We start from the raw sequence: 19397 nt of genomic DNA on the forward strand, positions 1-19397 counted from the left end.
AGCACCCGACGTGCCTAGGACGGCTCGCGTGAACCGGAGGTTTACGCGGGGTGGACGGCGAGTCGCGGGCGGGTCACAGGCGCGCGTCGCTCCCGCCCGACTCCTCCTCGCCGTCGTTGGAGGGCTCCGGTGCGAGGTACTCGTCGTCGGGCCACAGCTCGTCGGCGAGGCAGGCGAGGTACTCCTCGTCGCCGGGGTCGAGTTCGGCGGTCATCGACTCGGGATGGACGGCGGGAAGGTCGGTGGACACGGGCCCGGGGACGAGTTCGGGCGCGGGGCCGGAATCGGACACGCTTCCGGGGTCAGGCGAAACGTACGGCTCGGACGCCGGGTACGGGTCGGGCATCCCGTACGGGTCGGGCGCGGAGCACGGGTCGGACGCGGAGGGCGCCATCGGGCGGAACAGGTTGGGCAGGCACAGGCCGAACAGGGCGACCAGTGATACGAGGACCAGGACTGTGATCACACCACCCCGTCCTTTCGCGGTCGAGTTCCACATGATTCTTGCGTAAGTAGCAAAACAGTTGAACGCTACCCGGGTGATCTGCCGTTGGGGAGCCCGACATGCAGACCCGGTCGGGGTCGATCGGCCCCTCGGCCCCCCGGGCGCCGTGGCCCTCTCCAAGGCTGAACGTGATCCTCTCGCCTGGGGGCCACGACACGCGGGTACGGCATAATCGGCCCCATGGCGCAAGCGTTCACTTACTGCCGGATCTGCGAGCCGCTGTGCGGGCTGGAGGTCACCGTCGAGGACGGCGCGGTCGCCCGGATCCGCCCGGACGGGGCGCATCCGCTGTCCCGAGGGTTCGCCTGTCCCAAGGGCATCGCCATGGCGGAGGTGCAGAACGACCCCGACCGCGTCCTGTATCCGCTGCGGCGGCGCGCAGACGGCGGGTTCGAGCGCGTCGGCTGGGACGAGGCGCTCACCGACATAGCGCGGAGGTTGAACGCCCTCCGCGCGAGGCACGGCGGGAAGTCCATCGGCTGGTACTTCGGCAATCCGGCGACGTTCTCCTACAGCCATCCGGTGTGGATGCACGGGTTCATGTCCGCGCTGGGGTCACCGCACCTGTACTCGGCCGGGTCGCAGGACGTGAACAACCGGTTCGCCGCGAGCGCGCTGCTGTACGGGGCGCCGGTGCTGGTGCCCATCCCCGACCTCAAGCGCACGGAGCTGCTGCTGATGCTGGGCGCGAACCCGCTGGTGTCGCACGGCAGCATCATCACCGCGCCGCGCATACGCGACGACCTGTCGGCGATCGTCCGGAGGGGCGGGCGCGTGGTGGTCGCCGATCCGCGCCGTACCGAGACCGCGCGTGCCTACGAGCACCTCCCGCTCCTGCCGGACGGCGACGCGTGGCTGCTGATGTCGCTCCTGCATGTCATCTTCGCCGAGAGGTTGGAGGACGCCGCGTCCTGCTCCCGGCAGGCCCAGGGCGTCGGCGAACTGCGGAGGCTGGCGGAGGGCTTCCCGCCCGAGGACACGGCGGAACGCAGCGGCGTCCCGGCCACCGTCGTCCGGGGCCTCGCGCGGGACCTCGCCACCGCCGGAAGCGCCGTCGTCTACGGGCGGACGGGCACCTGCCTCGGCCGCCACGGCACCCTCACCGCGTTCCTGATCGACGCGGTCACGCTGGTCACGGGCAACCTCGACCGGCCGGGCGGCGCGGTGTTCGGCGCGTCCCCGCTGCGGACGGAGGAGATCCTGCGGCTGTCGGGCCTCGCCTCCTATGGGAGGAGCCGGTCGCGGGTGGGCGGCTATCCAGACGTGCTCGGCACGTTCCCCGCCGGGGTGATGGCCGAGGAGATCACCACGCCGGGCCCCGGACGGCTGCGGGCCCTGCTCGTCTCGGCGGGCAACCCGCTGCTGAGCGTCCCGGGCGCGGCCGCGCTCGACGCCGCCCTGGACGATCTGGACCTGCTGGTCTGCGTCGACCTCTACGTCAGCGACACCGGCCGCAAGGCCGACTACATCCTGCCCGCCACCACGTTCCTGGAGCGCGAGGACTTCCCCCTGCCGTTCCTGCAGAACCACCTCACCCCGTATGTGACATGGACGGAGCGGGTCGTCGCGCCGCGCGGCGAGGCCCGCCAGGAATGGGAGATCATCGAGGGGCTCGCCCGGCGGATGCGCCTCGGCGTCGGCTCGTTCCGCGCGCAGCGGCTCGCGCACCGTTTCGGGCTCCGCCCCTCGCCCCGCTTCCTGGCGGACATGCTGCTCCGCACCGGGCCGCTCGGCGACTGGTACGGGCTGCGGCGCGGCGGGCTGAGCCTGCGCGGGCTGAGGAGCGCCCCGCATGGGGTCGTGCTCCGGGAGCACCACCGGACGGGGACGTTGCGGCGCCGCGTCCTGCACAAGGACAAGCGGGTGCACCTCGCTCCGCCGGAGATCGTCGAGGAGGTGGCGCGGCTGAAGGCCGCCCCCGGGCCGCCCGACGGCTACCCCCTCCGGCTGATCGGCCTGCGCGAGATCCGCTCGCACAACTCCTGGATGCACAACGCGCCCACGCTCATGCGAGGAGGACGCGCGCATACGGCCCGCATCAGCCCTCAGGACGCCGCGCGGTACGGCGTCCAGGACGGGATGCTCTGCCGGATCTCCTCGCCGCACGGGTCGATCGAGATCCCCGCGCGGGTCACCGAGGAGATGGCGGCGGGAGTGGTCGCCGTCCCGCACGGATGGGGGCATCGGGGCGGGTGGCGCACGGCCAACGCGGCCGGTGGCGCGAACGTGAACCTGCTCGCCTCGCCGGATCCCGCGGACCTGGAACGGCTGGCGGGGATGGCGTGGCTGAACGGAGTGCCGATACGGATCGACCCGGCCCCGGGAGGAGAGGGGCGGACGGCCGCCGGCGGCGCCTAGGCGGCGGTGGTCGGACGGTGCGGCGCGATCACGCGGCCGTCCGGGAGGAGCTCGCCCGTGTCCTCGAAGACCACGATGCCGTTGCACAGCAGGCTCCACCCCTGCTCGGGGTGGTTGGCGACGATGCGGGCGGCCTCGCGGTCCAGCGCGTCCGGCGTCGGGCAGGGCGGCTGGTGCGTGCAGTCGGGACTGGTTCGGACGGTCACGGCTTCCTCCACGTGTCCTCAGTGATTAAGGACATAGTTGAAGCCTGCCGCCGCTCGTCCGAAATATGCAAGTAGATGGCAAATTCTTTACCTTCGGTCCCGTGTAAATAGGTTCAAGATCGGGCATCGAGGGACGTTCAGTGCAGAAGGCCGCCGTCCGGTTCGTCGCCGTGGTCGACGTCCAGCCCGACGACCGATGTGCAGCCCGTGCAGATCCACTCCGCGATGACCGCCTCCGGGTTGGCCGCGTGGGTGCGGTACGGGCGCTCGACGCGCCTGCGCCGCATCCCGTGCCCGCAGGAGGAGTGCAGGAGCCTTCCGCATCGCGGACACGGCCACACGTCCTCGCGGCGGAGGTTGCACTGGGGGCACATCGGCGACTCGTAGCGCTCGGCCGGCTCGGCCGACTCCAGCTCACCGAGCCACTCGTGCTCCATGTCGAGGTACTCGTCGGTGGGCCAGTGGTGGTCGGCGAGCCAGGCGAGGTACTCCTCGTCGCCGGGATCCAGGACGGCCGTCAGCGACTCGGGATGCTCGTCGGAGGAGCGGTGTCGGCGGCGACCGCGCCGCGCCGAGGCCAGCAGCGTCAGCAGGCCGAGGAGCGCGGCCGCGACCAGGCCAGTCGCCAGGGGCATCGCGGCGTCCTTACATGATCTTGTGGCGGGAATGTCCGATCATGAATTCACTTCACAAAACGCTGCGAACGCTACAAGAAAGGCTCTTAACGGAAAAGTCGATCAGAAAAGATTCTTTGCCTTGATCATGGGTGGGCCGGTGTCCGAAACCCTACCGCACCATGGTCCCATACCCCCTACTGCCAGGGCGGTTTCGCATCCCACCGCCCCGCGGCCCCGAAACGGCGACTGCCTCCGATTTCACTCACCGCTGAATCGCCTGCGTGTCGCGGACGGGCACGGCGGATGCTCGACCGGAGTTGGGCGCCCCTTCACCCCGCCGCCACGACGCCGACACGCGGGGGTGGGGGAATGTCCGCATGCGCGAGGAGATCGCCCCGCACGACGAGGTGCTCGCCCGGTTCACCGGCGCCCGGCTCTACGAGCGCGGCGAGGACGGGCTCGCCTACCTCGCCGAACGCGCCGGGGTCCCGTACCTGCTGGTGCGCCCCGGCCCCGAGGCGCCCGACATGCTCGTGCTCGCCTTCGAGGACGAGCTGGAACGCGCCTCCTACCTGGCCGGCCGCGGACGCCCCGTCCCGGACCCGCGCCCCCCGCTCCCACGCGCACACCCCACCCCCGCCCACTGACCGCCCCGCCGCCGCTCCCGCGCAGCACCCCCGGTGCCTGCGCTCCCGCGCCCTGCGCTCCCGCGCCCTGCGCTCCCGCGCCCTGCGCTCCCGCGCCCTGCGCTCCCGCGCCCTGCGCTCCCGCGACCCAGGCCCCGCCCGCGGCACCCGTCACAGGCTGGGGTTTGCGGTGGACGTCAGGGATGGGGGTGTGGTTTTCCGCAGGGCCGGGGTGCGGCGCGCGGCCGGTCAGGTCGGCGGTGCACTCCATGGCGGCGGGAACCGCGGCTTCCTAGCGTCGTACACATGATCGAGATGACGTACGCGCTGGCCTCCCGGGCGGCCGAGAACGAGCCCACCGGGGGCATCACGGGCTGGGCCACCGACCTGATGGACCGGCTGGGCGCGCCCGGCGCCGGGTTGGCGATCGCGCTGGAGAACCTGTTCCCGCCGCTGCCGAGCGAGGTGATCCTCCCACTGGCGGGGTTCACCGCCGCGCAGGGGCGGATGAGCCTGGTCGCGGCGCTGGTGTGGACGACGGTCGGGTCGGTCGTCGGCGCGCTCGCCCTGTACGGGATCGGCGCGCTGATCGGCCGGGACCGGATCCGCCGCCTGGTCGACCGGCTGCCCCTGGTGAAGCTCTCCGACCTCGACCGGACGGAGGCGTGGTTCGCGCGGCACGGCGGCAAGGCCGTGTTCTTCGGCCGCATGATCCCCATCTTCCGCAGCCTGATCTCGGTCCCCGCCGGGGTGGAGCGCATGCGGATGACGACGTTCCTGGTCTACACGACCCTCGGCAGCCTGCTGTGGAACACGGCGTTCGTGATGGCCGGATACGAGCTCGGCGACAACTGGCGGACGGTGGAGGAGTACGTCGGGGTCTACTCCAAGATCGTCCTGGTGCTGGCGGTGCTCGGTGTGCTCGTGTTCCTCGGCCTCCGTATCGTGAAGTCCAGGCGGACGGGCCGCGAGCCCGGGACGCACCGCGCCGAGACAAGAGACTTCGAACGTGATCGCATTTTCTGAGGGCGTGGCCGCGCCTCCCCCGAGGCCAGGGCGCGGCCCGCGCGCCGCCCGCGCCCTGGCGGGCCTCACCCTGGGCCTGTTCAGCGCGGGCATCGAGATGATCCTGCTCGCCGTCGCCGTGCTGGTCATGGCGCCCGCGCTGGCCCTCTCGCGCGGCCCGCGAACGGTGCCGGGGGTCGTCGCCCGGGGCGCGAACCGGCTCACCGAGCTGGAGCGGCGCCGCCTCGCGACGTTCTTCGCCGAGGACCGGGCGGTCGAGTTCGGCCCGCTGCGGGCGCTGTCCTACCTCCTGCTGCGGGTGCCGGTCGGGCTGCTCGGCGGCATCATCCTGCTGCTGATCCTCTACGGCGGCGCCAGCGCGATCGGGCTGCTGTGGAGCTGGTGGGTGACCGGCGACTACATGGACGGCATCCCGCCGAGCCCGCTGATCGTCGTCTACACGGCCGTGTTCGGCGCGGTGCTGCTGTTCGTCGCCGTGCAGGGCCTGGTCGGGGTCGTGGCGCTGGAGCGCGCGGTGGCGCGGCGCTGCCTCGGTCCGAGCCCGCTGGAGGAGTACCAGCGCCGCATCGCCCAGCTGTCGGTCACCCGCGCGCAGGTGGTGGACGCGGTCGACGACGAGCGCCGCCGCATCGAGCGCGACCTGCACGACGGCGTCCAGCAGCGGCTCGTCGCCCTCGGGATGCTGATCGGCCGGGCCCGCCGCGCGGGGGACTCCGGCCGCTCGTCCGAACTGCTGCGGCAGGCGCACGAGGAGTCCCGCCGCGCGCTGGAGGACCTGCGGGAGGTCACCTGGCGCGTCTACCCCGCCGCGCTGGACGGCGAGGGCCTGCGGACGGCGCTGGAGACGGTCGCCGAGCGGTCCGCGGTGCCGGTGACGATCGGCTACGACGTCCCGGACCGGCCGCCCCACGCGGTGGAGACCGCCGCCTACTTCGTGATCTGCGAGGCCGTCACCAACGCCGCCAAGCACTCCGGGGCGCGGCACGTGCGGGTGCGGGTCGCGGCGCGCGGCACAATGATCGCCGTGCGCATCGAGGACGACGGCACCGGCGGGGCCGACCCCGCGGGCGGCGGGCTGGCCGGGCTCGCCCGCCGGGTCGCCGCGCTGGACGGCACCTTCGGCGTGGACAGCCCCGCCGGCGGGCCCACCGTGATCAGCGCGGACCTGCCATGCGGGTGATGCTCGCTGAGGACTCCACCCTGCTGCGCGAGGGCCTCTCGCGCCTGCTCGCCGAGGAGGGCCATGAGGTGGCCGCCGCCGTCGGCGACGGCGACGCCCTCGTCGCGGCGGTCGCCGCGGCGCCGCCCGACGTCGTCGTCGTGGACGTCCGGATGCCGCCGACGCACACCGACGAGGGCCTGCGCGCCGCCCTGGAGATCCGCCGCCGCTGGCCGGGCGTCGGCGTCCTCGTCCTGTCGCAGTACGTGGAGAAGCGCTACGCCACCGAGCTGATCACCGCCGACACCACCGGCGTCGGCTACCTCCTGAAGGACCGCGTCGCGCAGGTCGACGAGTTCCTGGACGCGCTGGAGCGGGTCGGCGGCGGAGGTGCGGCGTTCGACCCGGAGGTGGTGCGCCAGCTCCTCGTCCGCAGCGCGCACGTCGACCCCCTGAGCCGCCTGTCGCCGCGCGAGCGGGACGTCCTCGACCTCATGGCCCAGGGCCACATCAACGCCTCCATCGCGACGCACCTGCACATCTCCCAGAGCGCCGTGGAGAAGCACGTCAACGCGATCTTCGACAAGCTGGACCTGTCCCAGGCCGTCGGCCGCAGCCGCCGCGTCCTCGCCGTCCTGCGCTACCTGGGCTCGTGACCACGGCTCGGCGTGGCAGGGTGGGGCGGGACAACGAGGGGAGCACCATGGTCGGCACACTCGAATGGACGCCCGCCGCCGCGCGTCCGGACCTGCTCGCGGACGCGGTGGCCGCCGCGGTCGGCGCCGTCCCGGAGGGCGAGGTCGCCGAGATCGACCCCGAGCTGGCCGACACGGCGGCGTTCTGCGAGCGCTACGAGGTCCCGTTGGAGGTCAGCGCGAACTGCGTGGTCGTCGCGGCCAAACGCGGCGGCGAGGTCACCTACGCGGCCTGCATGGTCCTCGCCACCGACCGCGCGGACGTGAACGGCGTCGTCCGCAAGCATCTGGGCGCGCGCAAGGTGTCGTTCGCGCCGATGGCGGACGCGACGGCGCTCACCGGCATGGAGTACGGCGGCATCACGCCCGTCGGCCTCCCGGGCGGCTGGCCGGTCCTGGTGGACGAGGCGGTCGCCGCCGCGCCGCAGGTCGTCATCGGCAGCGGCCTGCGCCGGTCCAAGCTGCTGGTGCCCGGCAAGGCGCTCGTGTCCCTGCCCGCCGCGCAGGTCCTAGCCCTGGCCCAGTGACGCGGCGCCGTCCAGCCGCCGGCCGGGGACCGAGTCGACCGCGTAGCGGGTGCCCCCGACCGCCTCGGCGCGGGCGAGCAGCGCGCGGTTCCCGGCCAGCATCCCCGCCACCGCCGCGCAGCCCGGCGACGCGGTGCGCAGCAGGCTGAACAGGACGGGATCGGCGGGCGCGGCGAGCATCGGGACGTCCCCGATCCGCAGCGCCTTGACCAGGACGACCCCGCTGAGGCCGAGGTCGGCGGCGGTCGTCGACGCGAGCGTCTCCTCGATCACCTCGGCGGCGCGGGCGCCCGGCAGGAACACCATCCCCCACGGATGCGGCCGCGCCCACTCGCCGAGCACGGTCAACTCCGCAACATCGGGACGGAGCCGATCCGCGAAGTCCAGGAAGGACAGCTCCTCGACCTCGCTGGTCCCCGGCGGCACCTCACCCGCATGCGAAACACCACCCACACACGAGCCGGCGCCCGCCTGCACGCCGACCGTCTGAGCAGCAGCCCCCAGACCCCGGACGGCGCCCGTAGGCGGCGGGGCGGTGCCTGGAGCCTGGGCGGCGCCCAGGTGTGAGGTGTCCGTGTGTGTGGGGGTGGTCTGAGCGGCAGTCCTGGGAGGCCGGACGGTGGTCGTGTGCGGTGGGGTCGTGCCTAGGTGTAGGACGGCCTTCGCTTCGTACCTCCAGCCCTCGGCGGACGGTTTGGCCTGGCCGGAGAGGTGGTCGGCCCGTACCTCGCGCTGGACGCGCAGCAGGTCGGCCGCGTCGCGGCACGGGATCGTGCAGGACAGCACGCGGTCCGGCGCGGGCACGAGGCGCAGCGTGGCCCCGGTGATGACGCCGTGCGCGCCGAGCCCCGCCCGGACGGCGTCGAACACCTCGGGACGGACGGTGGGGGAGCAGCTCACCGGCCGCCCGTCCACCACCACGTCCAGCGCGAGGACGTTCGCCGCCTGCGTGCCGTGCAGGTGCGAGGCGCCGCCGACGCCGCCCGAGGAGAGCGTTCCGCCGACGGTCACGTCAAGGAAGTCGGTCAGGACGGGCGGGGTGAGCCCATGCGGGAGCGTGGCGTCGAGCACCTCGCGCCAGGTGGTCCCCGCGCCGACGACGGCACGGTCCGGGCCGACCTCGCGGACGCCCGCGAGCCCGCGCATGTCGAGGCAGACGCCGCCGGTGAGTGACTGGCCGTAGGTCGAGTGCCCCGCCCCGCGCGGCACGATCTCCAGGCCCGTCGCGGCGGCCTCGCGCACGGCGGCGGCGACCTCCTCCGCCGACCCCGGGCGGACGACCCGCGCCGGCGTCCGTTCGACGACGCCGCCGAAGTCGCGCACGCCTAGCGGGCCCGCAGCCGGTCGGCGACGCGGGTGAGCGCGTCCCCGAGGAGGTCGATCTCCTCCGGCGACAGCACCTCGATCAGCGTCTCGCGGACGAGTTGCCGGTGCCCCGGGCGCACCCGGTCCAGCCGCTCGATGCCCTCGGGGGTCAGCTCCGCCCACACCGAGCGGCGGTCGGACTCGCAGCCCGTGCGCTTGACCAGACCGGCACGCTCCAGCTGCGTGACCTGGTAGGTCAGGCGGCTCTTGGAGACCATCGCCTCGCGCGCCAGGTGGGACATGCGCAACCGGTTGCCCTCGGCCATCCGCAGCCGCACGAGCACCTCGAACTCGGGGTGGGAGAGGTCGGCCTCCCGCTTGAGCTGCCGCTCGATCTCGTGGTCGATCAGGTGGCCGGCGGCCAGGAAGGCCATCCAGGCGCGCAGCTCGCGGGGGTCGAGTGGCCCTCCGGCATCGGTCATGACGTGAATTCTAGTTGGCCGGTACACAGGTTGAACTTTCACGATGGTCTGGATCCGCGTCACTCTGCTAACGTAGAGTTAGTTCATATTTGAACTGAACCTTCAACCAGAGGAGAGACCTATGCTCCCCGCCCGCCGGTACCCGCAGCTGGCCGACACGGGCCTGCTCATCGGCAGGCTGGCGCTCGGCATCGTGTTCGTCGCGCACGGCTGGCAGAAGCTGAACGACCTCGGGCACTCCGGGGTGACGAAGATGTTCGACGGCCTCGGCATCCCGATGCCCGGCGCGGCCGCCGCGTTCGCCACCTGGGTCGAGCTCGCCGGAGGCGTCGCCTTGATCGTCGGGGCCCTGCTCCCGCTGGTGGGCCTGCTGCTCGCGGCCGACATGGCGGGCGCCTTCTGGTACGTCCACAAGGACAACGGCCTGTTCGCCGACAAGGGCGGCTACGAGCTCGTCCTGATCCTCGGCGCCCTCGCGCTCCTCCTCGCCCTGACCGGCGCGGGCCGCTTCTCGGTCGACGCGCTGCTCTGGGGCCGCCGCCGCGACGAGGACGCCCCCGCCAGGGAGCCGGCGAACGCCTGACCCCCCTCAGCCCCGCTCGGCCTCCGGCGCGGTCCACCCCGCGCGCCGGGGGCCGTTTTTCCTGTTCACGGGCGTAGCATCGGCCCGCTGGAACACCCCCCGGGAAGCGCGCCACGCCCGCGATGACAAGTGTGACGAAAGTAACTTTTCCGTCAGATCGCATCAAAGGTGACGAGTAGGTGAACAACGGTCACCTGCCGCGAAAGGGATATGGCCCGCTCCAATCCCCATCCACGGACACCCCGACTTCCTGACATCCGGCCTTTCCGCCATCTGGTCTTTACGTCGAAGTGACAAGATGTTCTCGATGACCGTTTCTGGGCATGGTGATCGGCAAGTGTTCCTGGAGAGGCGGGTCGCGGTGTCGCGCGGTAGTGAGTTCGTGGTGGTGGCCAACAGGCTGCCGGTGGATCGGATCGTCGGACCGAACGGGGAGCCCGCGTGGCGGCGCAGCCCCGGAGGGCTGGTCAGCGCCATCGCGCCGGTGATGCGGCGCAGGCACGGCACGTGGATCGGCTGGACCGGCGCCCCCGACGAGCGGCTGGACCCGTTCGAGGAGGACGGCATGTCGCTCGTCCCCATCGAGCAGTCGGCGCGCGAGGTCGAGCTCTACTACGAGGGGTTCTCCAACGCGACGCTCTGGCCGCTGTACCACGACGTCGTCGCACCGCCCGTCTACGACCGGGCGATGTGGGACGCCTACGTCCGGGTCAACGAGCGGTTCGCCGAGGCCGCCGCGCGCGTCGCGAGTGAGGGCGCGATCGTCTGGGTGCAGGACTACCAGCTCCAGCTCGTCCCGTCCATGCTGCGCAAACTGCGCCCCGACCTGCGCATCGGGTTCTTCCTGCACATCCCGTTCCCGCCGCTGGAGCTGTTCTGGCAGATGCCGTGGCGCCGCCAGATCCTCGAAGGGCTGCTCGGGGCCGACCTGGTCGGCTTCCAGCTTCCGGGCGCGGCGGCCAACTTCGTCCGCCTGTGCAGGCGGCTGCTGGACGCGCGCTACGTCAAGCAGGACGTGTACTGGGACGACCGCGTCGTCCGCGCCCGCGCCTTCCCCATCTCGGTGGACGTGGGCGAGCTGAACGACCTCGTCTCACGCGAGGACGTGGTGGAGCGCGCGCAGGAGATCCGCGCCGACCTCGGCGACGCGACCGTCCTGCTCGGCGTCGACCGCCTCGACTACACCAAGGGGATCACCCAGCGGCTCCAGGCGTTCGGGGAGCTGTTCGAGGACGGCGACCTCAAGCCGGGCCAGGCCGTGATGGTGCAGATCGCCACGCCGAGCCGCGAGCGCGTCGAGCAGTACCAACTGCTCCGGGAGGAGATCGAGCAGCAGGTCGGACGGATCAACGGGGAGTACGGCGAGATCGGCTTCCCGGTCGTCCACTACCTGCACAGCTCCTACGACCGCGCCGAGCTGACCGCCCTCTACCTCGCCGCGGACGTGATGGTCGTCACACCGCTGCGGGACGGCATGAACCTGGTCGCCAAGGAGTACGTCGCCTGCCGCCGCGACATGCGCGGGGCGCTCGTGCTGAGCGAGTTCGCCGGTGCCGCCGCCGAGCTGAAGCGGGGCGCCTTCCAGGTCAACCCCTACGACATCGACGGGCTCAAGGGGACGCTGCTGGCCGCGCTGGACGCCGAGCCCGCCGAGCAGGCACGCCGGATGCGCTCGATGCGCAGGCGCGTCATCGAGCACGACGTCGACCGCTGGGCCCGGGAGTTCCTCAGCGAACTGGAGAACCCGGCGCGCCCGGAAGCGGTGCCGCAGGCGCCGGACGCCTGACCTACAGGTCGAAGGCCGCCCAGACGGCCTTCCCGCCGGTGGCGAGCCGCGCCCAGCCCCACGAGTCGCTGACCGCGCCGACGACGAGCAGCCCGCGGCCGCCGTCACCGAACCAGTCCGGGTCGTACGCGACGGCCTCGGGGATGCGGCGCCCCGGGTCGGTCACCACGACGACCAGGCGCCGCGCGTGGCCGAGCAGGACGACCTGGATCGGACACAGCGGCAGCGGCTGGGGGAGCCCCTCCATGCCGTGCCGCAGCGCGTTGGTGACGAGTTCGGAGACCGCGACGACGACGTCCTCGCGGTTTCCGGCGACGTCCCATTCGCGCAGCGTGGCCTGGGCGAAGTCGCGCGCCGCCTTGGGCGCGCTGATCTCCGCGGGCAGGACGCGGCGCGCCGTGCGCGGCGCGCCCGAGTGGGGTGTGGGCCAGAGCCCCGCGAGCCCCGGCGCGGGCACGGGTCTGGCCGTCGCGGCCGGGACCGTGTGCTGGCGCGTGGGCGCGTGCGCGGGAACGTCCGGCCAGGGCGTGTGGACGGCCGCGGCGTGCCGCGCCCGCCTGCCTCCCATGGCGGCGGGAGCTGCGACGTCGTCTGCCTGGTCAACGGTCATTGTCAAACCTCAGAGGCGAGCGGATGGGTCACCGGCGATGGTTCGCTATCTTGCTCCCCAAGTCGTGCAGATGCAAGACCGTCTGCATGAACGTATGCAAGAACGAATGCACGTGCATCTCGTACCATTGTGTGGGGTGGGGCGAGAGCGCGGCCTCCCGGCGGGAGGCCGAGACGCCTTTGAGGGGGCAAAGATGGACGGCCACCAGTTGCCGGACGTCCGACGCAGCGCGCTCGTCTGGCAGAAGAGCCGGCGGAGCAACCCGAGCGGTAACTGCGTCGAGATGGCCGAACTCCCCACAGGGGAGATCGCCGTGCGCAACTCCCGTGACCCCGAGGGTGCGATCCTCGTCTACACGCGCGAGGAGGTGGAGGCCTTCGTGGGCGGAGCCAAGGACGGCGACTTCGACCACATGCTCGTCTAGGACGGGCCTTCAGAGCATCACCCGACAGCCCTGACCTGGCCATCCGGCCGTGGCGGTCGCCTGGTGGCGCCGCGGTGCTCCCGAAGTCCTGGCCCGCGGCTCTCACTCGACGGTACGGCCCGTGGCGGCGCCCTCGTGAGCGTGTCGGCGTTCTCGAAGCCCCGCGCCACGGCCTTCGCCTGGCGGTTCGGGTCCTGGTCCGAGCCTCGGCGGGTGCGCTGGTGCTCCCGAGGCCCTGGCCCGCGGCCTTCGCCTTCGGCGCGGATCGTGAGGTCTCGGCGAGCGCGATGGTGATGGCCTGCGGGTTCCGCTCTCCGGTTCGGGCTGTGCCCTCGTGGGTCAGGTGGTGGACTCGAAGTCTCGACCCGCGCCCTCGCCTGGTGATTCGGGCCGTGGTCGCGGCTTCGCGAGCACCGCGGTGTGCTTCCAGGCGCGCCTTGCCGCGTCTGGGCGTGCTCCAGCGGGCAGTGCGGGGTACCGCTTCGCTGGTGGGGTCGCTTCCGGCGGCGCCGCATGGTGCCTGGTAGTGCGCTTGCGCGGAGGGCCGGGTCGCTCTGGGGAACACCTGGGACGTTCATCCCGGGCGCATGAACCGGACGGGCTCCGACACCTGGCGCCGGGGACGCGACGGCTGCGTCGCGGGTGCCCTCGGGGCGTGGTATGAGCCTCGGCGGGCCTCACCGAGCCCAGGACGGCGCAACCCGGCTCGGGACCCACACGGGTCCCGAGCCGGGTTTTGGAACGCGCCAGCGCCTCGCTGAAGCTGCCGGATCCGGCCACGCCGCCACCGACCTCCGCGCCACAACACCGGTGCGCGGCGACACGACACCGCAGCCTCCACGCCATGCCTGGACGGCACCACACCGTGACAAATCTATGCCGCTGGAGTAGTGGGAAAGTGGCGCTGAGTCACCTCGTGCGCCTCTGCGGCCGGTTGAGAAGAAGTTCGCGGCTCAGGCTGTTTCGGCGAGTACGCCGGACTCGATGACGATGAGGCCGCCGATGGCGACGAAGACGGCGGGGACGAGCCACCGGCCGTAGCGCTCGACGATCTCGATGACCTTCTTGTGCGAGCCGAGCCAGGAGGCGGCGAGGCACCACAGGGCGACTCCGACGGCGAAGACGCCGATGGTGACGAGCGTCGGGGCCGTGCCGGTGGTCCGGAAGACGGGTGTGTAGACCGAGATGTTGTCGGCCCCGTTGGCGATGGTCACACCGGCGACCGGCAGCAGGCCGGTCGCGACGGCGGGCGACGTGCCGTCTTCGCCGTCGCGCGTGCGGACGGCGGCGACCAGCCCCTTGACGCCGAGCGCGAGCGGGACGAGGCCGAGCAGGCCCACCCGGTCGTCGGGCACGATCGTCAGACCGAGCGCGGCGACGACGGAGACGAGCACGAGGGCCGCGATCCCCGCGTACTGACCGCCCCAGATCTGCCATGGGCGGGGGCGGCCGGTGGCGCGCGAGGACAGGAACAGCACGGTCAGCACGATGATGTCGTCCACGTTCGTCCCGGCGAACATGCCCGCCGCCGTCGCGATGGTGCCCACGATCCCGTCCACGGCCAGGAACGTATCGGATCGACTCACCGCAATGCGCACGATCATCCGGTGCCTCGACCGCCGGGGTCCGCCCCGTGGGGGCGGGCCCGCCGCCGTCCGCGAGAATCGGCGGATGCTGAGTATCGGTTCCGTCGTGCTGGGCGTCTCGGATGTGCCGCGTGCGGCCGCCTTCTGGACCCAGGCCCTCGGGTACGTTCCACGTGAGGAGATGGAAGACGACTGGGTGGTTCTGGTCCCGGCGGAGGGGGCCGGGGTGCAGGTGTCGCTCGGTCTCAGTGAGACGCCGGTCCAGGAGCACCCGCGGGTCCACCTGGACCTGTACGCGGGGGACGCGGCCGATCAGGCCGCCGAGGTCGAGCGGCTGGTGTCCCTGGGCGCCCGGCGCGTCGACTGGGACGACTATCCGGACGACGCCGACTTCGTCGTACTCGCCGATCCGGAAGGCAATCGCTTCTGCGTCATCGACACCGGTCGCCACTGACGGGGTCGGCGGTGATCTGGCGGCGGGCCCGGACGGTGCCGTCCCATGCCGCGTGGACCTGGCGTTGCCGAGGCGGGGTGGGGGACGTCTCGCGCCGGGCCGCGTAGCGCGGGCGAGCCGGCATCGCGGAGCGTTCCGCGTCCTGCCGCTTCGATGTGCGTCGTGGGCTTGGCCGGCGCGGTGCCGCGGTTCGCGCCGGGCGGTCGCAGGGGACGGCGCCCTCGTGGCGATTCGGTGGGCTGGGGGAACGCCACGGCCCTGCGACTCCGGGGAGTCACAGGGCCGTCGTGATCCGGTTCTTGCGCGGCTGGGTTTCGGTCAGTGCATGGGCATGGGCGCGTCGGCGGCCGGGGTCTCCGGCTTCTTGCGCGGCAGCAGCAGGGCCGGCAGGAAGGCGAAGATCAGCAGGCCCGCCGCGTACCAGTAGGTGTGCTGGAACGCGTCCGCCATCGGCTTGGCGATCTTGTCCATGACCGCGTTCGGGATCTTCTCCGCGGAGCCGATCTCGCCCCCGCCGGAGCCGCCGAGGTTGGAGGCGAGGCGGTTGGCCAGCAGCACCGAGATCATCGCGGTGCCGAGCGAGGCCGACACCTGCTGGATGATGTTCAGCATCGTGCTGGCCCGCGGGACCTCGTCGTGGGCGAGGGTCTGGATCGCGGCGGCCATGGTGGGCATCATCGTCATGCCCATGCCGAGGCCGGTGACGAACAGGACCGAGCCGAGCACCCAGTAGGACGTGTCGGCCTCCAGGACGGAGGCGAAGCCCGCCATCGACGCCACCACGACGACCATGCCGACGAGCACGACGCGTCCGGGGCCGATGCGGTCGGTCAGCTTGCCGCCGATCGGCATCGTGATCATCGCGCCGAGGCCCTGCGGGGCCATCAGCAGGCCCGAGTGCAGCGCGCCCTGCTGGCGGACGGTCTGGTAGTACAGCGGCAGCAGCAGCATCGCGCCCATGAACGCGGCCATGAACAGCACCATCGTGCCGGACGCGGCGGCGACCGAGGGGCGCTTGAGCAGCCGCAGGTCGATCAGCGGGCTGCGGGCGGTCAGCGCGCGGGCGACGAAGCCGAGGACCAGCGCCGCGCCGACCGCGGTGTAGATCGCCGACTCGGGCTTCAGGAAGTCCTTCAGCTCGGCGCCCTTGGCCAGGCCGTAGATCAGCGAGGCGAGGCCGGGGGAGAGCAGGACGAGTCCGATGACGTCCAGCCGCTCGGTCCGCTGCGGCTTGTCACGCTTGAGGATCTTGGCGGCCATCAGCAGCGCCACGATGCCGATCGGCAGGTTGATGAAGAAGATCCAGCGCCAGGACACGTCGTCGACGAGATAGCCGCCGAGGATCGGGCCGAGGATCGGGCCGAGCAGCATCGGGATGCCGACCACGCTCATCACCTGGCCGATGCGCTGCGGCCCGGCCGCCTGGGCGAGGATCGTCATGCCCGCGGGCATGATCATGCCGCCGCCGAGGCCCTGCAGGACGCGGAAGGCGATCAGTGACTCCGCCGACCACGCCGAGCCCGCCAGCATCGAGCCGACGACGAACAGCGCGATCGAGATCATGTAGAGGCGCTTGGTGCCGAACCGGGCGGACGCCCAGCCGGTGATCGGGATCACGGTCGCCAGCGCGAGGGTGTAGCCGGTCGCGACCCACTGGATCGTGGACAGGGGAGTCTCGAACTCCCGGGCGAGATCGTTGATGGCGACGTTGACGACGGTCACGTCGAGGATGGACATGATCGCGCCGAGGACGACGACCATGGCCGCCGCGAGCACGCCGCGGTCGAGACCTCCGCCGGAGGCCGGGGCCTCCACCTGGCCGTCCGCCGCCTTGGGGGACGCGGGAGCGGTCAACTCACTTCCAATCGTCGAGGTCCCGGGCAGGGCATGCCGGGGCCGGGGGTCGTTGTCGGGGGATGCCGCAGCAAAATACTGCAGAGACTGACACTTTCGCGAACGATTAAACCGTGCCGTCTGCCGGAGTATTCCGTCGGGGTCTGACATTTTGTCCTCGCCCCGGCCACCAGGATCAATCCTCAACCAAGGTCGAGGTCAACCGGATGTGACGCGCCTGACAACGCCGCCGCAGGTCAGGGGGTGAACGCGGCTTCCAGGAGGGCGAGGAAGCCGGTCGTCGCCGGGGCCGGGACCTCGGTGCCCGAGAGGAGCCGGTCGAGCCACCGGCGGTCGACCAGGCCGGTCGCGGCGACCGGCTCCAGCAGGCTCGGCTCGGCCCGCCAGTGCGTCACGAGCGCGCGCGCGAGCGCGGAGGTGGCCGTGGCGGAGTCGCCGCGCCGCGACAACCTCTGACGTGTCTTGTGGACGACCTTCGTCCCCTGGTCCCGGGCCGTCCGCACCAGCGTGAGCGGGCGCGGCGCCATGAGCGCGGCCGGGCGGACCCCCGTGTCCATCGGGAGCGCGGCCAGCTCGGGGTCGAGCGCCGCCACCAGCCGCGCGTTGAACCGCGAGCCGCGCTTCACCTCCGGCGGCAGCGCCTCGGCGAGCGCGACGAAACGCGGGTGCAGCAGCGGGTTGAGGCAGGTGTGCTCCGTGCACGAGCTGGTGATGACCGCGCCGACCGAGCGGTGGTACCGCTGCCGGTAGTAGTAGGCGTCCGTGGCGGAGAGCCAGTCCCCGCCTATGCCGGTGAAGATCTCGCGCAGGCGGGCCTTGGCGGCGGCCTCGGATTCGCGCGCGAAGTCCGGGTCCAGGCACGCGGAGTCGACCGGGTCCAGGCTGAAGATGCGCCACCTCGCCAGCCGGTCGACCAGCTTGGGCGTGACGGTGGGGTGCCCGCGCTGCATCGCGTAGTACATGCCGCGCGCCAGCTCGCCGCCGAGGCCGCTGATGCGCGGCGCCTCCCCCGTCTGCTCCTCGACCCACTCCAGCAGGCTCAGGTGCAGCGGGTTGAGGACCTGCTCGCGGCGGCGCGAGGCGTCCAGCACCAGGCGGTGCACCTCGGCCGGCTCCAGCCGCTGGAGCCCCGCCAGGTCGATCACCTTGTGCCGCATGCGGTACCGCTCCGCGAGCATCGCGGCCGTGGCGGCGTCGCCGCTGTCGTCGGCGCTCAGCGTGAGCGTCTCCAGCCCGGCGCGGCGGGACGGCGGAATCGCCGCCAGGACGAGACGCGTGTCCAATCCGCCGGACAGTTGCAGGATCGCGTCCGGGTGCTCGTCCAGGCACTGCTGCATGGTCGTGCGCAACAGCGCCGCCAACTCCCGCACCGCCTCCTCGACACGCGGCGCGTGTCCGGTACGGAAGTCACCCGGGTCGATCTCGCTCTCGATGAGCCGCCCCTTCGCGAGCGTCCAGCCGTGCCCGGCGCGGAGCGTGTGCACGCCGTCGAACGCGGTGTCCTCGTCGAGGAAATGGCCGACGAGGCGGTAGACGCCGAGGGCCTCAAGATCCGGGCCGCGCCCCGCGAGCCTGGCCAGTTCCCGCGCGGACGTCCCCGTGGCGGCCCACCTGTCGCCCCGGACTCCGTAGAGCTGCCGCATACCGAGCCAGTCGGACGCCACCCGCACCGTGCCGTTCTCCGCGGCGGCACCGGCGAAAGGCGCGGCCAGGTCCGCCAATCCCTGTCCGCTGAGGATGCGCTTGCGCAGCGTCGACGCGTCCTGGACGGCGAACGCGTGGTCATGTGGCCGCAGGACGAGGACAGTGGCTCCAGACGGATCCAGTTCTGTCACCGCCTCGTCCGGCACGGGCGCCGCTTGGCCGGACGTGGCCGAAACCGCCAGCAGTCGCGAGGAAGTGCGCATGGACCGTCCCGAAGGTAATGGCGGGAAGCAGTTGAAGCCTAGCTTTTCCGCGCTCATCCCGACAGAAGTGGATTTACCACATTCGGCCGCGAATAGGGGGTTATCCCTGCATTGACAGCGGTGTTTGACGCTTGGACGTTCCTGCTGGCCGGGACCGGACGTCATTTCCTGTCAACCATCCCGGGACATCTCGAACCACACCGCGTGGCCCCCTCCCCGCCGCCCGACCCCCCACCGGTCGGCCATGTAGGCGACGATGATCAGACCGCGCCCGCACGTCCCCATCCCGTCCACGACCGCCAGGTGGGGGACGGTCTGCGAACCGCCGTCGTCGACGACCTCCATGCACACGATCCGCTCGGAATGGCTCACCTCCACCCGGACATGTCCCTTCCGACCGGACTCGGTATAGCGCACGGCGTTCGTCACCAACTCGCTCATGCACAGCGCCGCGTCGCCGAGTGCGGGATGCTCTCCCAGCAGCCCCCTCAGCCACTGTCGCGCGCGCCCCGCCGCCCGATCCGCGCCGGGCAGGATGAGCGTGTCGAACCTCAGAGCCGGCAGTGTCATCGCCTCACTCCTTCCAGTCGCCGTCGCCGAAAGAATGAGCCGACCCCGCAATGCCACGGGAGAGGTTCGCCGCCCTCGGCCCCAGATCCTTCGGCCCGCTTGCCCGAGGCACTTTTG

20 protein-coding genes are annotated in these 19397 nt (G+C 72.0%); 10 read left to right on the forward strand and 10 right to left on the reverse strand.

All coding sequences use genetic code 11. From position 1 onward, the window contains the following. Window positions 1-73: 73 nt before the first annotated feature. The gene (locus KLI87_RS17970; RefSeq protein WP_156218332.1) at window positions 74-466 is read right to left on the reverse strand and encodes a hypothetical protein; all 393 of its coding nucleotides are present in this window, start codon (window positions 464-466) and stop codon (window positions 74-76) included. Between the two features lie 219 nt (window positions 467-685). Here KLI87_RS17970 and KLI87_RS17975 point away from each other — a divergent pair, with 219 nt between their 5' ends. Further along, window positions 686-2863: a molybdopterin-dependent oxidoreductase gene (locus tag KLI87_RS17975; RefSeq protein WP_250903922.1), complete on the forward strand. Its 2178-nt coding sequence runs from the start codon at window positions 686-688 to the stop codon at window positions 2861-2863. Here KLI87_RS17975 and KLI87_RS17980 read toward each other — a convergent pair. Together KLI87_RS17980 and KLI87_RS17985 are read right to left on the reverse strand one after the other, a co-directional pair. After that, window positions 2860-3069, reverse strand: coding sequence for a DUF5999 family protein (locus KLI87_RS17980; protein WP_214617929.1), 210 nt, complete (start codon window positions 3067-3069; stop codon window positions 2860-2862). The genes KLI87_RS17975 and KLI87_RS17980 overlap by 4 nt on opposite strands. Window positions 3070-3206: 137 nt before the next feature. Continuing rightward, a complete protein-coding gene (locus KLI87_RS17985) occupies window positions 3207-3704 on the reverse strand; it encodes a hypothetical protein (RefSeq protein WP_246250114.1) in 498 nt (165 codons plus the stop codon). Window positions 3705-4063: 359 nt separating this feature from the next. Between KLI87_RS17985 and KLI87_RS17990 the strand changes: the two genes are divergently transcribed. The 5 genes from KLI87_RS17990 to KLI87_RS18010 all read left to right on the forward strand — a co-directional run bounded on the left by KLI87_RS17990 (window position 4064) and on the right by KLI87_RS18010 (window position 7719). Then, a complete protein-coding gene (locus KLI87_RS17990; RefSeq protein ID WP_214617930.1) occupies window positions 4064-4333 on the forward strand; it encodes a hypothetical protein in 270 nt (89 codons plus the stop codon). 294 nt (window positions 4334-4627) lie between these two features. Further along, a complete protein-coding gene (locus KLI87_RS17995; RefSeq protein WP_246250167.1) occupies window positions 4628-5338 on the forward strand; it encodes a DedA family protein in 711 nt (236 codons plus the stop codon). Then, on the forward strand, window positions 5322-6518 hold the full coding sequence (locus KLI87_RS18000; protein WP_308166058.1) for a histidine kinase: 1197 nt from the start codon (window positions 5322-5324) through the stop codon (window positions 6516-6518). Before KLI87_RS17995 ends, KLI87_RS18000 begins: the two co-directional genes overlap by 17 nt. Next, window positions 6509-7153, forward strand: coding sequence for a response regulator transcription factor (locus KLI87_RS18005; RefSeq protein WP_156218327.1), 645 nt, complete (start codon window positions 6509-6511; stop codon window positions 7151-7153). The genes KLI87_RS18000 and KLI87_RS18005 overlap by 10 nt, the downstream gene beginning before the upstream one ends. 47 nt (window positions 7154-7200) lie before the next feature. After that, window positions 7201-7719, forward strand: coding sequence for a YbaK/EbsC family protein (locus KLI87_RS18010; RefSeq protein WP_214617931.1), 519 nt, complete (start codon window positions 7201-7203; stop codon window positions 7717-7719). On the opposite strand, the gene KLI87_RS18015 is transcribed toward KLI87_RS18010, so the two are convergent. Together KLI87_RS18015 and KLI87_RS18020 are read right to left on the reverse strand one after the other, a co-directional pair. Next, the gene (locus KLI87_RS18015; protein ID WP_214617932.1) at window positions 7702-9042 is read right to left on the reverse strand and encodes an FAD-binding protein; all 1341 of its coding nucleotides are present in this window, start codon (window positions 9040-9042) and stop codon (window positions 7702-7704) included. The two genes, KLI87_RS18010 and KLI87_RS18015, sit on opposite strands and share 18 nt — an antisense overlap. Before the next feature lie 2 nt (window positions 9043-9044). Next, window positions 9045-9506, reverse strand: a complete 462-nt coding sequence (locus KLI87_RS18020) for a MarR family winged helix-turn-helix transcriptional regulator (RefSeq protein WP_156218324.1) — start codon at window positions 9504-9506, stop codon at window positions 9045-9047. Between the two features lie 121 nt (window positions 9507-9627). On the opposite strand from KLI87_RS18020, the gene KLI87_RS18025 reads away from it, so the two are divergent. Both KLI87_RS18025 and KLI87_RS18030 read left to right on the forward strand, forming a co-directional pair. Then, entirely contained in the window at window positions 9628-10089 is a 462-nt protein-coding gene (locus KLI87_RS18025; protein WP_214617933.1) for a DoxX family protein, read from the forward strand. Between the two features lie 337 nt (window positions 10090-10426). Continuing rightward, window positions 10427-11875 (forward strand): trehalose-6-phosphate synthase, encoded by a 1449-nt coding sequence (locus KLI87_RS18030; RefSeq protein WP_374225453.1) that lies wholly within the window; start codon window positions 10427-10429, stop codon window positions 11873-11875. Window position 11876: 1 nt separating this feature from the next. Here the strand turns inward: KLI87_RS18030 and KLI87_RS18035 are convergent, their stop codons facing one another. Continuing rightward, complete coding sequence (locus KLI87_RS18035) at window positions 11877-12485, reverse strand: ATP-binding protein (protein WP_214617934.1); 609 nt, start codon at window positions 12483-12485, stop codon at window positions 11877-11879. 193 nt (window positions 12486-12678) lie between these two features. Here KLI87_RS18035 and KLI87_RS18040 point away from each other — a divergent pair, with 193 nt between their 5' ends. Then, the gene (locus tag KLI87_RS18040; protein WP_156218320.1) at window positions 12679-12909 is read left to right on the forward strand and encodes a DUF397 domain-containing protein; all 231 of its coding nucleotides are present in this window, start codon (window positions 12679-12681) and stop codon (window positions 12907-12909) included. A 953-nt stretch (window positions 12910-13862) separates the two neighbouring features. On the opposite strand, the gene KLI87_RS18045 is transcribed toward KLI87_RS18040, so the two are convergent. Continuing rightward, window positions 13863-14495 (reverse strand): cadmium resistance transporter, encoded by a 633-nt coding sequence (locus tag KLI87_RS18045; RefSeq protein ID WP_308166059.1) that lies wholly within the window; start codon window positions 14493-14495, stop codon window positions 13863-13865. A gap of 85 nt (window positions 14496-14580) precedes the next feature. On the opposite strand from KLI87_RS18045, the gene KLI87_RS18050 reads away from it, so the two are divergent. Next, entirely contained in the window at window positions 14581-14949 is a 369-nt protein-coding gene (locus tag KLI87_RS18050) for a VOC family protein (protein WP_214617935.1), read from the forward strand. 318 nt (window positions 14950-15267) lie between these two features. Here KLI87_RS18050 and KLI87_RS18055 read toward each other — a convergent pair whose 3' ends face one another. The 3 genes from KLI87_RS18055 to KLI87_RS18065 all read right to left on the reverse strand — a co-directional run bounded on the left by KLI87_RS18055 (window position 15268) and on the right by KLI87_RS18065 (window position 19280). Next, window positions 15268-16803, reverse strand: coding sequence for a DHA2 family efflux MFS transporter permease subunit (locus KLI87_RS18055; protein ID WP_250903923.1), 1536 nt, complete (start codon window positions 16801-16803; stop codon window positions 15268-15270). A 236-nt stretch (window positions 16804-17039) separates the two neighbouring features. Further along, window positions 17040-18638, reverse strand: coding sequence for a hypothetical protein (locus KLI87_RS18060; protein WP_214617937.1), 1599 nt, complete (start codon window positions 18636-18638; stop codon window positions 17040-17042). A gap of 243 nt (window positions 18639-18881) precedes the next feature. Then, complete coding sequence (locus KLI87_RS18065; protein WP_214617938.1) at window positions 18882-19280, reverse strand: ATP-binding protein; 399 nt, start codon at window positions 19278-19280, stop codon at window positions 18882-18884. Window positions 19281-19397 lie beyond the last annotated feature (117 nt).

The sequence above is a fragment of the Actinomadura sp. NEAU-AAG7 genome (genome assembly GCF_018603865.1).
Lineage (GTDB): Bacteria > Actinomycetota > Actinomycetes > Streptosporangiales > Streptosporangiaceae > Spirillospora > Spirillospora litoris.